14 protein-coding genes are annotated in these 14,153 nt (G+C 63.1%); 7 read left to right on the top strand and 7 right to left on the bottom strand.

The features are described from left to right. Positions 1–113: 113 nt before the first annotated feature. Both AC2A1F_RS16385 and AC2A1F_RS16380 read left to right on the top strand, forming a co-directional pair. Positions 114–1,808, top strand: a complete 1,695-nt coding sequence (locus tag AC2A1F_RS16385; protein WP_484209850.1) for an alkaline phosphatase family protein — start codon at positions 114–116, stop codon at positions 1,806–1,808. After that, on the top strand, positions 1,805–3,025 hold the full coding sequence (locus tag AC2A1F_RS16380; RefSeq protein ID WP_484209849.1) for a UbiH/UbiF/VisC/COQ6 family ubiquinone biosynthesis hydroxylase: 1,221 nt from the start codon (positions 1,805–1,807) through the stop codon (positions 3,023–3,025). The genes AC2A1F_RS16385 and AC2A1F_RS16380 overlap by 4 nt, the downstream gene beginning before the upstream one ends. A 17-nt stretch (positions 3,026–3,042) precedes the next feature. Here AC2A1F_RS16380 and AC2A1F_RS16375 read toward each other — a convergent pair whose 3' ends face one another. The 3 genes from AC2A1F_RS16375 to hemC are packed head-to-tail and all read right to left on the bottom strand — an operon-like array spanning position 3,043 to position 5,632. Further along, positions 3,043–3,978 (bottom strand): hypothetical protein, encoded by a 936-nt coding sequence (locus tag AC2A1F_RS16375; RefSeq protein WP_484209848.1) that lies wholly within the window; start codon positions 3,976–3,978, stop codon positions 3,043–3,045. Positions 3,979–4,007: 29 nt separating this feature from the next. Next, a complete protein-coding gene (locus AC2A1F_RS16370) occupies positions 4,008–4,700 on the bottom strand; it encodes a uroporphyrinogen-III synthase (RefSeq protein ID WP_484209847.1) in 693 nt (230 codons plus the stop codon). Next, on the bottom strand, positions 4,697–5,632 hold the full coding sequence (hemC, locus tag AC2A1F_RS16365; protein ID WP_484209846.1) for a hydroxymethylbilane synthase: 936 nt from the start codon (positions 5,630–5,632) through the stop codon (positions 4,697–4,699). Before hemC ends, AC2A1F_RS16370 begins: the two co-directional genes overlap by 4 nt. Before the next feature lie 45 nt (positions 5,633–5,677). Here hemC and tsaD point away from each other — a divergent pair, with 45 nt between their 5' ends. The 4 genes from tsaD to AC2A1F_RS16345 are packed head-to-tail and all read left to right on the top strand — an operon-like array spanning position 5,678 to position 9,926. Continuing rightward, positions 5,678–6,850, top strand: coding sequence for a tRNA (adenosine(37)-N6)-threonylcarbamoyltransferase complex transferase subunit TsaD (tsaD, locus tag AC2A1F_RS16360; RefSeq protein ID WP_484209845.1), 1,173 nt, complete (start codon positions 5,678–5,680; stop codon positions 6,848–6,850). After that, on the top strand, positions 6,847–7,854 hold the full coding sequence (locus AC2A1F_RS16355; protein WP_484209844.1) for an NAD(P)H-dependent glycerol-3-phosphate dehydrogenase: 1,008 nt from the start codon (positions 6,847–6,849) through the stop codon (positions 7,852–7,854). The genes tsaD and AC2A1F_RS16355 overlap by 4 nt, the downstream gene beginning before the upstream one ends. After that, positions 7,847–9,328, top strand: coding sequence for a lipopolysaccharide biosynthesis protein (locus AC2A1F_RS16350; RefSeq protein WP_484209843.1), 1,482 nt, complete (start codon positions 7,847–7,849; stop codon positions 9,326–9,328). Before AC2A1F_RS16355 ends, AC2A1F_RS16350 begins: the two co-directional genes overlap by 8 nt. A gap of 40 nt (positions 9,329–9,368) precedes the next feature. Further along, the gene (locus AC2A1F_RS16345; RefSeq protein WP_484209842.1) at positions 9,369–9,926 is read left to right on the top strand and encodes a hypothetical protein; all 558 of its coding nucleotides are present in this window, start codon (positions 9,369–9,371) and stop codon (positions 9,924–9,926) included. Positions 9,927–9,948: 22 nt separating this feature from the next. Here AC2A1F_RS16345 and AC2A1F_RS16340 read toward each other — a convergent pair whose 3' ends face one another. The 4 genes from AC2A1F_RS16340 to uvrB all read right to left on the bottom strand — a co-directional run bounded on the left by AC2A1F_RS16340 (position 9,949) and on the right by uvrB (position 13,423). Further along, positions 9,949–10,506, bottom strand: coding sequence for a hypothetical protein (locus tag AC2A1F_RS16340; RefSeq protein WP_484209841.1), 558 nt, complete (start codon positions 10,504–10,506; stop codon positions 9,949–9,951). A 6-nt stretch (positions 10,507–10,512) separates the two neighbouring features. Continuing rightward, positions 10,513–10,830 (bottom strand): HigA family addiction module antitoxin, encoded by a 318-nt coding sequence (locus AC2A1F_RS16335; RefSeq protein WP_484209840.1) that lies wholly within the window; start codon positions 10,828–10,830, stop codon positions 10,513–10,515. Next, positions 10,805–11,086 (bottom strand): type II toxin-antitoxin system RelE/ParE family toxin, encoded by a 282-nt coding sequence (locus AC2A1F_RS16330; RefSeq protein ID WP_484209839.1) that lies wholly within the window; start codon positions 11,084–11,086, stop codon positions 10,805–10,807. The genes AC2A1F_RS16335 and AC2A1F_RS16330 overlap by 26 nt, the downstream gene beginning before the upstream one ends. A 147-nt stretch (positions 11,087–11,233) precedes the next feature. Beyond that, complete coding sequence (gene uvrB, locus AC2A1F_RS16325; protein ID WP_484209838.1) at positions 11,234–13,423, bottom strand: excinuclease ABC subunit UvrB; 2,190 nt, start codon at positions 13,421–13,423, stop codon at positions 11,234–11,236. 125 nt (positions 13,424–13,548) lie between these two features. Here uvrB and AC2A1F_RS16320 point away from each other — a divergent pair, with 125 nt between their 5' ends. Then, positions 13,549–14,097, top strand: a complete 549-nt coding sequence (locus AC2A1F_RS16320; RefSeq protein ID WP_484209837.1) for a DUF3617 domain-containing protein — start codon at positions 13,549–13,551, stop codon at positions 14,095–14,097. The last annotated feature ends 56 nt before the right edge of the window (positions 14,098–14,153 follow it).

Genomic DNA, 14,153 nt, shown 5'->3' with positions numbered 1-14,153 from the left:
CGATTGATCCAAAAAGGCCCCTTGAACGCGAGCGCAAGCGGGGCCATGCGTGACGCTCTTGGGCGTCCTACGGCTGGCTTTCGTTCGAGTCCAGCGTGCTTGCCCATAGGAGTATGTCCGACGTGAAAAGCTTCTCCCGCATTGCCGCCCTATTGATGCCGACGACGTTGATGGCGACGACCCTCCCGTTCCAACTGGCCAGTGCGCAGGAAGCTGTACCTGCGGTTAGCCAGACGGTCCCGGCCAATGCGCCGAAGCTGATTGTGGCAATTTCGATCGACCAGTTCTCTGCCGACATTTTTGCGCAGTATCGCCAGCACTTTACCGGCGGCTTTGCGCGGCTGACGCAAGGCGCAGTGTTTCCGGCAGGATACCAGAGCCACGCCGCGACCGAGACTTGCCCCGGCCATTCCACGATCATGACCGGCAACCGCCCCGCGCACACCGGCATCATCGCCAATTCGTGGATCGACCAATCGGTTACGGTTGGGCCAAAGGTGGTCTATTGCGCCGAGGACGTGGCACAGCGCAGCGCAGGCGTGCGAGATTATGTCGCCTCGCCCGTTTATTTGCTGGTGCCAACGCTGGGCGAATGGATGAAGCAGGCCAATCCGGCGGCCCGCAACATTGCCGTCTCGGGCAAGGACCGGGGCGCACTGATGATGGGCGGGCACGTTATCGATCAGGTCTACTGGTGGAAGGGCAAGCAGTTCGTCACGCTGGCCGGCAAACCGGTTGGCCCCGCAGCGGTGGCGCAAAACGCCGAGATTGCCACTGTTTTGAACAAGGGAGCGGGCGAGTTTCCGGTTTCAGCGCTGTGCCGCCGGGCTGACCGCGCAGTGCGGGCGGGCGAGGTTTCAGTGGGCGATGGGCATTTCGCGCTAAAAGCAGGGGACGCCGATGGTTTCCGCACATCGCCAAGGCTGGACCGCGCAACGCTGGATCTGGCGATGAAGCTGGTGGACGAGCAGAAGCTGGGCAAGGGCGCGGTGCCCGATGTGCTGTCGGTCAGCCTTTCGGCAACGGATTACGTGGGGCACGCCACCGGCACCGAAGGCGCAGAAATGTGCATCCAGTTGACGCAGCTTGATTTGGCGCTGGGCGATTTCTTTGCGGGCCTCGACAAGCGCGGGATCGATTATTCGGTGATGCTGACCGCCGATCATGGCGGGTTCGACATGCCTGAGCGTTTGGCAGAGCAATCGCTGACCACATCATCGCGCGTGGGGCCGGAAGTATCGGCAGAGGCGCTTTCGGCAACTTTGGGCAAGCGGTTCGGGCTGGAGCCGAAGGGCCTGATCCTGTCGGATGGGCCTTCGGGCGACTACTGGCTGCGCACCGATATTCCAGCAGGGATGCGCGGCAAGATCCTCGATGATGCCAGTGCGATCCTGATGACCAGCCCGTTTGTGGAAAAGGTGCTGTCCGCCGCCGAGATTGCCGCGACTCCGATGCCCACGGCGTCTGCTGAGACGTGGACTTTGGCCGAGCGCGCGCGTGCATCGTATAATCCGCTGCATTCGGGTGACTTTGTCGTTCTGCTGAAGCGTGGCGTGGTGGCGATTCCGGTTGCGCGCAAAGGCTATGTGGCAACGCACGGCAGCCCTTGGGACTATGACCGGCGCGTGCCGATCCTGTTCTGGCGCAAGGGAATGAACGGGTTCGAGCAGCCCAGCCCTGTGGAAACGGTGGACATTGCGCCCAGCCTTGCCGCACTGGTGGGCCTGAAAGTGCCCCAAGGCGCATTTGACGGACGCTGCCTTGACCTTGATGGTGGCCCGATAAACACGTGTGGAGTGAACAGGTGAACGAATCGCATTCGGATGTGGTGATCCTTGGTGGCGGGCTGGTCGGCATGACGCTGGCAATTGGCCTTGCCAAAGCCGGGATCACTTCCAGCGTGGTCGACAATTCCGATCCTGCGGCACAGACGGCTGACGGCTTTGACGGCCGCGCTTCGGCGATTTCGACGGCCAGCTGGAACCTCTACACCAACCTTGGCATGGCCGATGATCTGGCACCAAAAGGCAGCCCGATTGCATCGATTGCCGTGACCGATGGGATGAAGCCGGGACGAATCGATTTTCAGCCCGCTGAGGGGGATGGATCGCTGGGCCGCATGTATGCCAATCGTGATCTGCGCATCGCGATGTACGGCGTGGCCGCGCGCGAACAGGCGATTACGTTTTATCCGAACAGCCATGTGATTGCGCGTGAACGTGGCGAACATGGAGTGACGGTGAGGCTGTCCGACGGGCACGTGCTGAAAGGGCGGCTGATGGTGGCGGCAGAGGGCCGCAAGAGCCCGACGCGCGACGAAGCCGGGTTCACGCCCGCCAAGTGGGACTATGGCCACCGCGCAATCATTGCAGGGCTGACCCACGAAAAGCCGCACGATAATGTGGCGTGGGAAGTGTTCTATCCGGCAGGCCCATTCGCCCTGCTGCCGTTGCTGGATAGCGAAGATGGCAAGCATCGCTCCTCGCTGGTGTGGACAGTGGCCGAAAAGGATGCGGCCGCCGTGCTGGCGATGCCCGATGCGATGTTCGTGGGCGAAGTGATGAGCCGGATGCACGGTATCTTTGGCCAGATCGAACTGGCCAGCCCGCGCTCGTCCTATCCGCTGAATTTCCATCACACGGTGCGGGTGGTGGAAGATCGGCTGGCGCTGGTCGGCGATGCGGCGCACGGCATGCACCCGATTGCAGGCCAAGGCCTTAACCTTGGCCTGCGCGATGTTGCAGCGCTGGTGGAAGTGCTGGCCGATGGCGTGCGGCTGGGGATGGACGTGGGCGATGCGCAATTGCTCGCCCGCTATGAACGCTGGCGTGCCGCCGATACCTTCATGGTGGCCACGGCAACCGATGTGCTGACGCGGCTGTTTGGCGTACCGGGCAAATTGCCATCGGCGGTGCGCCGTCTTGGCATGGCGGGCGTGCAACGCGCCGCGCCGCTCAAACGCTGGTTCATGGACGAAGCACGCGGGATGAGCGGAGACCTACCCAGGCTGCTGCGCGCAGCCTGACGTATCAGCCTGCCAAATCAGAAAGTGGCCGATGCTGCCTCGTCTGTAACGGCGGCGGGCGCTTGTGGCGCGGCAACCACGGGCGGTGGGGGCACGACTGTGGGGGCAACCATCGGCTGCGTACCGTTCAGGGCAGCTGCTTCAAGCTGATCGAGCGCGCTCTGGACTGCCATGTAATCGCGGGCGCGGATGATCCAGTCATTCGCGGCGGCGCGGCCCGGCATTTTCTCGACCTCGGCGACGGCGGCTTCGACTTTGCCGCCTGCCAGAAAGGCGCGCATGCGCTCAAGCCGGAGTTCGGGTGCAGGCGAGGGAGAATCATCGTGGCGGATGACGAACAGGTCGGAGACCTGACGGCTTAGCCAGTCCCACGTTCCTTCGTTTTTGGCGCCGCTGGCGAGTTCTGCACGGAACAGTTCGAACTCTTCACCAAGCTGCGAGAGGGTGACCGGGGTGGCGCTGGCGGCAATGATGCGGTCAACCGCTGCCCCCTGAGTTTGGCCAAAGCGGGCGCGCAACTGGGCTTCGATCCAGCCCAGCGGCTGCCCGCGTTCAATGGCGCGGCGGGCGGCAAAGGCCAGCAGCAGCGATTCGGCATGGCCGGCATTGCCCGAGGCGGCGATGGCCTGCTGGTTCAATTCGGCAAGGCGCTGTTCAAGTGCCGCCAGCTTGGCTCCGGCGCTATCGATTTGCGCTTCGACTTGGGCGCGGTTGGCTACAGCCACGGCTTCAGCCGCAGAGGCGCTGGGCGATGGGGGCGATGCAGGGGAGGTGACGAGCTGCGGCACACCCGATTCGCCCATCTCCACGCCGATCAGGCCATTGCTCCAGCCGATCCACGCCGCGCCTGCTGCACCTGCCAACAAGCACCCCGCCACCAGTGCCGCGATAGTACGTCCGCGAAGGCCGCTTCGCTGTGGTGCCGCTTGCGGGCTGTAAACTGATTCCTGCATGCGTTTTCGCTTGTCCTGTCGCCCCGATGTCACACTGTCTTGCACATTCGGGAGCCAAGTTCCAGCAACATGGCATCGGTCCTTTGGGGTGCAATCTCAATGCGCGCCCAGCCGGGGCCTGCAAGGTCTGCGATCCGCGGGGCGAAACAGGCGATCTGGATAGAGTTCTTCGGAATTCCAAGCCTTTGGCATTCGCCGGCAAAATGTCGGGCTGCCTCGCCCGAGTGCAGGAGCACTATCGCTCCGCCTTTCAGAATGTGCGCCAGCGCACTGGAAACGGGGGATCGGCACGCGGCATAGGCCACCACAGTTTCGATTCGCACACCCTTTGGCGGGTCCAGATCGACCCGATCTTGCCCAGCGATTCGGATGTAATTCCCCGGCGAAAGGCTGGCGACGACCGGTTGCAGCCCCCCTTCGCCAATGGCGCTGACCGCAAAACCGCAGGCGCGCGCGCTGGCTGCGGTGGTTTCACCAACCGCGATGACGGGGACCTGCTTGAACGCTTCAAGTGCGGGGCCGCCGTGCCGGAACACGTTGGCGCTTCCGGCGAGGATCGCGTCAAACTGGCCTGCTGGCGGGTGCCACGGCAGTGGCGCGATGCTGAACAGAGGGAAGCTGAGCGCTGCGATGCCAAGGTCGTGCGCGGCGGCGCAGGTGGCCGCATTGCCCGGTTCGGGCCGGATCACGATCAGGGGCAACGGCTTTGGTTGTGCGGTCATGCGCCTGAAAAGTGGACGGTGACCGATTCCGGGGCTTGGTCCAGCAGGCGCTGTGCCAGCCGCGTGGGGCCAGCCAGATCCCCGGCTGCAAACGTTTCGTGCGCCTCGATCCGCTCTGCCCCATCCGGGCTGTAGATCGCCGCGCGCAAAGTGAGCGAGGTTTCGTGATGCGTCGTCAGCACGGCAATCGGGCTGTGGCAATTGCCACCAAGTGCCGCCAGCAGCGCGCGTTCGGCCATGACGGCATCGTGCGTGGGGCGATCATCGATGGCGGCAAGCCATGCGCGCACGGCAGTGTTGGCGACAAGGCTTTCAATGCCGATGGCGCCCTGCGCGGGGGCGGGCAGCCAATCGTGTTCGGACAGCGCGGTGCCAACGCTCGACTGATCAAGGCGTTGCAGCCCGGCAGCGGCCAGCAGGGTGACATCGGCCTCACCGGCCTGCAGTTTTGCCAGACGCGTGGCGACATTGCCGCGAAAGCCGACAATCGTCAGGTCGGGCCGGGCATGGAGCATCTGCGCGGCGCGGCGCGGCGCGCTGGTGCCGACGCGCGCGCCGGGCGGGATGGCATCGATAGAGGGCGAACCTACCAGCACGTCACGCACGTCGGCACGAGGAAGAACGGCGGCAATGCAGAATTGTTCAGGGCGAAGGGTTTCAACATCCTTCATCGAGTGGACCGAAAAATCGATTTCGCCTTCGAACAGCCAAGCGTCGAGTTCCTTGGTCCACAGCGCCTTGCCGCCGATATCGGCCAGCGGCCGGTCAAGGATCTTGTCACCACTGGCAGTGACCGAGACGATTTCGACCATCTCTTCGGTCCAACCATGAGCCGCGCACAAGCGCATGCGGGTTTCATAGGCTTGCGCCATGGCGAGCGGGGAAGCGCGGGTTCCAAGCCTTAGCGGCCGATCAAGCTGGTTCGTGGTCATGCTGTGCTTGCCGTAACCGGGATTATCACTAGAGGGAAGCGCCAGATGGCGCTGATCCTTGGCATAGAATCCAGCTGTGATGAAACCGCTGCTGCGGTGATCGACAGCAATGGCACGACGCTGGCCACGCGGATCGTGGCGCAGCGCATTGCTTCGCAGGACGATGCGCACCGCCCCTATGGCGGCGTGGTGCCCGAAATTGCGGCGCGCGCGCATGTTGAGGTGCTTAGCCCCATGGTGGGTGCGGTGCTGGCCGATGCCGGTTGTACGCTGGACGATATGGACGCGATTGCGGCAACGGCCGGGCCGGGGCTGATTGGCGGCGTGATGGTGGGGCTTGTCACGGCCAAGGCGCTGGCCATGGCGGCAGACAAGCCGCTGGTGGCGGTCAACCATCTGGAAGGCCACGCCCTTTCGCCAAGACTGGCCGACCCAGCGCTGCATTATCCTTACCTGCTGCTGCTGGTTTCGGGCGGGCATTGCCAGATTCTGGAAGTGGCCGGGGTTGGGCAATATCGCCGCCTTGCCACCACGATCGACGATGCGCTGGGCGAAGCGTTTGACAAGACCGCCAAGATTTTGGGCCTGGGCTATCCCGGCGGTCCTGCCGTGGAGCGACTGGCGCGCGAAGGCGATCCGAAGGCCGTGCCATTGCCGCGCCCGCTGGTGGGGAGCGGGGAAGTGCACTTCTCGTTTGCTGGGCTGAAAAGCGCGGTGATGCGGGCCAAAGAGGCGCGAGTTGTGGGGGGCATCCTTCGACAAGCTCAGGATGAGCGGCGTTTGGCTCAGGATGCGCGAATTGTTGGATCTGAAACAAATTCAAGTCCCGCTCGGCCTGAGCCTGCCGAAGGCCAGCAGCGCTACGCCGATGCCGACATTGCCGCCTCGTTCCAGCAGGCCGCGCTCGATTGCGTGGTGGACCGGACGCGGATTGCGCTGGGTGCCGCGACGCCGGGGATGACCGCGCTGGTCGTGGCGGGTGGGGTAGCCGCCAATGCCGCGCTGCGCGGGGCGCTTGAGACGTTGGCGGCGCAGCATGGCTTGCCGTTGATTGCGCCGCCGCCAAAGCTGTGCACAGACAATGCTGCGATGATCGGCTGGGCTGGCGCAGAGCGATTCGCTTTGGGATATACCGATGCGCTGGATGTGGCGGCGCGCCCGCGCTGGCCGCTGGATGCCAATGCCGCGCCCGTGCGCGGTGCGGGGGTGAAGGGATGACCGCTGAGGTAGGTGTTGTCGGTGCAGGCGCATGGGGCACCGCGCTCGCGCAGATGCTGGCAAGCGACGGGCGAAGCGTGCTGTTGTGGGCGCGCGAGGCTGAACTGGTGGCCGAGATCAACACCTCTCGCACCAACAGCCTGTTCTTGCCTTCGGCACAGCTGGCCCCGACGATCCGCGCGACCACCAACCTTGCCGAGATGGCCGCGCTGCCGGTGCTGCTGCTGGTCACGCCTGCGCAGTTTCTGGCCAGCGTGCTGTCCGGCATCGGGCGTGACAGCGGCGATGTGGTTCTGTGTTCCAAGGGGATTGAGGCGGGCACCGGACGGTTGATGGCCGATGTGGCGCGTGCAGCAGCGCCGGGAGCGAGCCTTGCGGTGCTGTCTGGCCCAACGTTTGCGCATGAAGTGGCAGCGGGTTTGCCCACCGCCGTGACGCTGGCCTGCGAGGGTGGCGAGGCACAGTGGCAGCGGCTGTCTGCGGCTATCGCGCGGCCCACGTTCCGGCCCTATTATTCGGACGATGTGACAGGCGCAGAGATCGGCGGCGCGGTGAAGAACGTGCTGGCCATCGCCTGTGGCGTGGTGGACGGGCTTGGCCTTGGCCAGAATGCGCGCGCGGCGCTGATCAGCCGGGGCTTTGCCGAAATGCAGCGCTTCGGCCTTGCGCTGGGTGCGCGGGCAGAGACGCTTTCGGGCCTTTCGGGGCTGGGCGATCTGGTGCTGACCTGTTCTTCCACGTCCAGCCGCAACTTCTCGCTTGGCAAGGCGCTGGGCGAAGGTGTGCGGGCGAGCGAAGCGTTGGGAGCGAAGAACTCCGTGGCCGAAGGGGCGTTTACGGCGCCGGTGCTGGCCGAAATCGCGCGCAATCGCGGCATTTCAATGCCGATTGTCGATGCCGTGGTGGCCTTGCTGGACGGCTCGGCTCCGGCGCACGAAGTGGTGACCGGGCTGCTCTCGCGGCCCTTGCGGGCTGAAGCGCGGGCGGAAAACCCGCTTGTCTGACGCTGCCAAACCCCCGCAGCAGGATATTGCAGCGCTGGCCAAGGGCGGGCGCACAAATTTCCTTGGTTTCCTGCTGCGGCTGATGGCGCGCATGCCGTTTTTGTTCATCGCAAGTCGCCTTTATGGTGCGCCGGCCATGGGCCGCTTTGCCTCGGCGCTGGTCATGGTCGAATTTGCGGGGATGCTGTCCACGCTGGGGCAAAAGCGCGGACTGGCGCAGCGATTGGCCGAGAATGACGAACATCCCGCCAACGTGGTAGGCGATGCGGTGCTGCTGGCCATGGCGATGGCGCTGGGCATGGGCGCGCTGATCTATCTTTTTCCGCAGTCGATGTATCCCAGTGGAAACTTTACGCTGACCGACACGCTGCTCGTGCTGGCGATTCCCGGCATCGCGCTAGGCGATCTGGCGCTGGCGGCGCTGGCCTACCGGTTTGATGTGGCCACCACGGTGCGCGCGCGTTCGGTGGTGGAGCCGTGGACGATCTCTATCGCGGCGGGTGCGCTGTATTTTGTCTTGCCGGAATCAGGGCTTATTCTTGCCTATCTGGCTTCGGTCTGGGCCGCCACGGGCGTGGCGCTGTTCGTGTTGCTGCGCACTTATGGCCTACCACAAGCGTGGAAGCCGCGCCCGGCGCTGCTGTGGCAGATTGCCCGGCGGAACATTCCGCTGGCAGGGGCCGATGCGGTGGAGTGGGGCACGCGCAAGCTCGATGTGTTCATCTTGCGCTTCTTTGTGGGCGAAGCGGCGGTGGGTATCTACTACTTTGCACAGCAGATTGCCTCGCTGCCGCAGAAGCTGAAAACCAGCTTTGAACCGGTGCTGGGGCCGGTGATCACGCGCAGTGTGAAGGACAAGGACTATGCGGCGATTGCCAAGCAGGTCTGTCAGGTCGGCTTTTGGATCGGCGCGGCGCAGATCGGCATTGCGATGGCGCTTGGCATTCCGGGTGAAGGGCTGATGGGCCTTGGCGGGCCAGCGTTTGTATCGGGCACGGCGGCGCTGATCTTCCTGCTTATTGCCGAAGTGGTGGCATCCAAGGCGGTCGTCAGCGAGGCCGCGCTGGTCTACCTTGCCCGTATGCGCAACTTGTGGATCAGCCTTGGCACCATAGCGTTTCAGGCGGTGCTGACCGTGGCTCTGATCTTGGTCGCAAGGGATGCAGGCTGGGGGCCGATGTATGTGGCAGCGGCGGCTTCGCTGGCGCTGGCGCTGTCGCTCGGGCTGTCCTCGGCGGTGAAATCGCGCGTGCTTGCGGGCATTCTGGGGCAGAGCATCAGCAACTGGCGCTGGGGACTGGCCTGGGCGATTGTGCCAGCGCTGGCTGTGGGCACTGCCACCAAGTGGCTGCCCGAATGGGCCGAACTCAGCCTTGGAATTCCGATGATTCTGGGTATTTATTGCTACCTGTTGTGGGTCCGCGCGTTCGGGCCAGAAGATCGTGTGCTGTTCCGCAAACAGCAGCCTGCCTGATCGGCGGGCGCTGGAGGAACGGGTTATCGGGGGATTGCGGATGATGGAACTGTTCGAAGCCAATCAGGCCTTGCTGGCTGGCATTGTGCTGTTGGTCGTGTTCGTTGTCTGGTGGGTGTGGGGTCGGTCAAAGCCTGCTCCAAAGAAGCGGGAATACACCGATGTTCTTTCGGAAGGCGCGGAAAAGGCTGCACGCAATACGGCGCTTATTGATGCGCCCAGTGCGGCGGCTTTGGTAACACCGCCACCGGTGGTCATCCCTTCGCCCGGGGCGGGGACGATGGCAGGCGTAGGTGAAGTCGTGGCTGCGGCGGCCACGGCAGAGATTGCTGATGCTGCGGCTGAGACTCCCGTTTCGGCAGGGGATGATCTGGGGCGGATCAAGGGCGTAGGGCCAAAGCTGAAGGCTTTGCTGACCTCGCTGGGCGTGACCAGCTATGCCCAGATCGCGGCGTGGACCGACGAGGATGTTGCCAAGTTGGATGCGCAACTGGGCACGTTTGCTGGCCGGGCCAAGCGTGACAACTGGGTGGAGCAGGCCAAGCTGCTGGCGAGTGGCGACAAGGCTGCGTACGAGGCGAAATTCGGGAAGGTTTGAGGCCCTCCCTTTCTTTTGGGGGTTATTCGGTCGTTGTTGTAGGCTCAGGCGCAGCAACCGGGGCGGCGCTTTGGCAGCGGCTGATGACATCGCTGATGGCGCTGCCTGCTGATACCTTGATCATCCCGGCGCCCGGCAGAGTTCCGGTGAAGGCCCCGCGCAGTACAGCGGCCCGTGGATCGTTGGCGGCCATCGTGCCCTGCCACAAGTAGCCGCGCTGGCCGGGGACGGAAGTGGCGTCAACCGGTAGCCGCATGATCCCTTCACGCCCCACCAGCGCGAACAGGGCCTGCGCGCCCACGGGCGCTGCGGCATGGCGGGTGATAGTCAGCACGCCTTCGCGGCAGGTTACGGAGACAAGCGGCACCTCCCCGGGATGCCCAAACCGCGCCGACTGCACATCGGGCGCTGCGGCCCATGTGGGTTCGGACAAGGCTTGGGGCACACCCGGCAAGGCTTCCCCCTCAGGCATGACCATCCGCACCGCCCGCTCAGGCGCCCCATCGCGCACCGGCGTAGTGGGGGATTGCGAACAGGCGGCGAGGGTCAGAGCGAGGAGGGTGGGGGTGGCAATCTTCACGGTAAATCAGGCGGCGCGGGGCACGATCCGTTCAAGATCGCCATTGAGCGCACGTTTGGCTTCACGCAGTTCGAACTGGTCCTGAAGGCGGAGGAAAAAGCCCTCGGACATACGGAAATATCGGGCAAGGCGCAGATCAAGTTCGCCGTCTATGCGCGCAGCCCCACTAATCACCATTGATAGACGCGCAGAGTCTGCGCCGATTGCTGCCGCCAGAACCATGCAATCGAGTTCCAATGGCTCCATGAATTCGGTCACGAGCAGTTCACCCGCGTGTGGATTGTGCAGCCATTCGTTATCAGTGGTAGTCGGTGATTTCGACATCGTGGGCATTTCCGTCCTTCCAGACGAAACATATGCGCCATTGCATGTTAATGGAAATGGAATGTTGGCCTGCGCGATCCTTCGTCAGATCGTGAAGGCGGTTGCTGGGTGGGATTTTCAGGTCATCGAGTTCGGCAGCCGCATCGATCAGCGCCAGCTTGGAAAGGGCGCGGCTCTGGATGTCGGCAGGCAACTTGCGGCTGCGTTTGCCGGACCAGATGGCCTCGGTTTCCTTGTTGGCAATACTGACGATCATGACTGCGGTTCCTATGATTGCGCAACCATACGCCGTCATGCAACGTAGCGGCGAGTCACCGCGCCACCGTTTCCACAGGCAAAAAATTTAAAATTATGATAAACATATGATTCAAATGGCTAATAGGTGCTTCTGGGTAGAAGTAAGTCACTTCCCCCACTTCGTCTTCTGGCTCTTCCCGTACCGCGTCTTACGCGTGCCTGGTTTGCCCTCATTGCTCCGGCCAACAATCGGAGCCTTGTGCTCGCTCGCAGGCAGGCCCAGTTCGGTCGCTTCCAGTTTCCTGATTTCGTCGCGCAGCCGTCCGGCTTCCTCGAACTCCAGATCCGCCGCTGCCGCGCGCATCTTCTTTTCCAGATCCTCGATGTAGCCGCGCAAGTTGTGGCCGACGAGGTTGTTGGTGCCTTCGGCGTCGATATCCACCAGCACGCCGTCACGGTTTGAGGTGTCGGCCACGATGTCGTGGATGTTGCGTTTGATCGTGGTGGGGGTGATGCCGTGGAGGGCGTTGTATTCCTCCTGCTTGGCGCGGCGGCGGTCTGTTTCGGCGATGGCGCGTTCCATGCTGCCGGTCATCCGGTCGGCATAGAGGATCACGCGGCCATCGACGTTGCGGGCGGCGCGGCCGATGGTCTGGATCAGTGAGGTTTCTGAGCGCAGGAAGCCTTCCTTGTCCGCATCCAGAATCGTCACCAACCCGCATTCAGGAATGTCGAGGCCTTCGCGCAGCAGGTTGATGCCCACGAGCACGTCATAGACGCCCAGCCGCAGATCGCGAATCAGTTCGATACGTTCCAGCGTCTCGACGTCCGAGTGCATATAACGCACGCGCAGGCCCGCTTCGTGCATGAACTCGGTCAGGTCTTCGGCCATGCGCTTGGTCAGCGTGGTGACGAGCGTACGGTATCCATTGGCGGCGGTCTTCTTGCATTCGTTGATGCAGTCCTGAACCTGATCTTCGACCGGGCGGATTTCCACCGGCGGGTCGATCAGCCCGGTGGGGCGGATGACCTGTTCGGCAAAAACGCCGCCTGCCTGCTCCATTTCCCATGAGGCAGGCGTTGCCGAAACTGCAATGGTCTGTGGGCGCATCGCGTCCCATTCGTTGAAGCGCAGCGGGCGGTTGTCGATGCAGCTGGGCAGGCGGAAACCGTATTCGGCCAGCGTCATCTTGCGACGATGGTCGCCCCGCGCCATCGCGCCGATCTGCGGTACGGTCTGGTGGCTTTCGTCAAGAAACAGCAGGCAATTGTCGGGCAGATACTCGAACAGCGTCGGCGGCGGTTCGCCCGGCAGGCGGCCTGTCAGGAAGCGGCTGTAGTTCTCGATCCCCGCGCACGATCCGGTGGCGGCGATCATCTCAAGATCGAAGTTGGTGCGCTGCTCCAGCCGCTGCGCTTCCAGCAGCTTGCCTTCCTCGACCAGTTCCTTGAGCCGTTCGGTCAATTCGAAGCGGATCGCTTGTGCCGCCTGCTGCATCGTGGGGCCGGGGGTGACGTAGTGCGAGTTGGCATAGACGCGGACATTTGACAGTTTGGTCCCGCTCTTGCCGGTCAGCGGATCGAATTCGGTGATCTGCTCCACTTCATCGCCGAAGAAGCTGATGCGCCACGCCGTATCGTCATAGTGCGAAGGGAAGATTTCCAGATTATCCCCCCGCACGCGGAAATTGCCGCGCCCGAAGCCTGTATCGTTGCGCTTATACTGTAGCGCCACCAGCTTGCGAATGATCTCGCCGCTATCCACGCTCTGCCCGACCTTCAGGTCGAAGATCATCGCCGAGTAAGTTTCGACCGAGCCGATGCCGTAGATGCACGAGACCGAGGCGACGATGATCACGTCATCGCGCTCAAGCAAGGAGCGCGTGGCCGAATGGCGCATCCGGTCGATCGCCTCGTTGGTCGAACTTTCCTTTTCGATATAGGTGTCGGACCGGGGGACGTAGGCTTCTGGCTGATAATAGTCGTAGTAGGAGACGAAGTATTCCACCGCATTTTCGGGGAAGAAGCTCTTCATCTCGCCATAGAGCTGGGCGGCCAGGATCTTGTTTGGCGCCAGGATCAGGGCGGGGCGCTGCAGTTCTTCGATGACTTTTGCCATCGTGAAGGTCTTGCCCGAACCCGTGACGCCCAGCAGCACCTGCGTTTGATCGCCATCGAGGGTAGCGGCGACAAGATCGGCGATGGCGGTAGGTTGATCGCCTGCGGGCGAGTATTCCGAGACGACCTTGAACGGCCTGCCGCCCTCGATCTTGTCGGGGCGGGCGGGGCGATGCGGCACGAATGTGCCGGACGTGTCGGGCTCTTCGAGTCCCCTGCGGATAACGAGTTCAGCCATGCCGCCGGATATGGGGAACAAACCGCGTCCGCGCAACACTGCTTACGGGGCAGGGTGATGGGGGGCACTGGTGTGCGGCGCAAATGGTGATAGCCTGTCGGCCTGCACTGAAAATGGAGAGCCTCATGCGTGCCGCGATTGCCCTGATTCCGCTTATCCTTTTGGCCGCCTGCGGTTCTGACCCCACGGTCGAAAAGAAGAACGCCAGCACCGCCGAAGTGGCTAAGTCCGTGGCCGACGCCGGGATGAAGCTGAAGCCCGGGCGGTGGGAAATGACGATGAATTTCAAGAAGCTCGACATCGAAGGCATGCCGCCCGAAGCCAAGCAGGCGATGCAGCAGATGATGGCGCAGAGCCGCACGTTCAACTCCTGCCTGACCAAGGAAGAAGCGGACAAGCCCGATGGCGGCTTTTTCGGGCAGCAGGGTGAGGATTGCCGCTATGACAGCTTCACGATGGGCAACGGCAAGATTGACGCGACGATGACCTGCAAGGGAACAGGCGGTGATGCAGGTGCCGGGGCCAAGATGAAGATGGCAGGCACCTACAGCGCCGAAGCTTATGACATGACGATGGACATGAATGGCAAGGCCCCGAACGGCAAGACCATGGCGATGCAGATGGCGCTTTCATCCAAGCATGCCGGGGAATGCAAAGGCGACGAAACCTCCTGATCCGGCAAATAAGACGGTTCTTGACGCAAATTTGAAACAATTATGCAAAGCTGGCG

This window comes from Novosphingobium sp. HNCC26BN242, from assembly GCF_057180525.1.
This window is presented reverse-complemented; position numbering and strand designations above follow the sequence as displayed.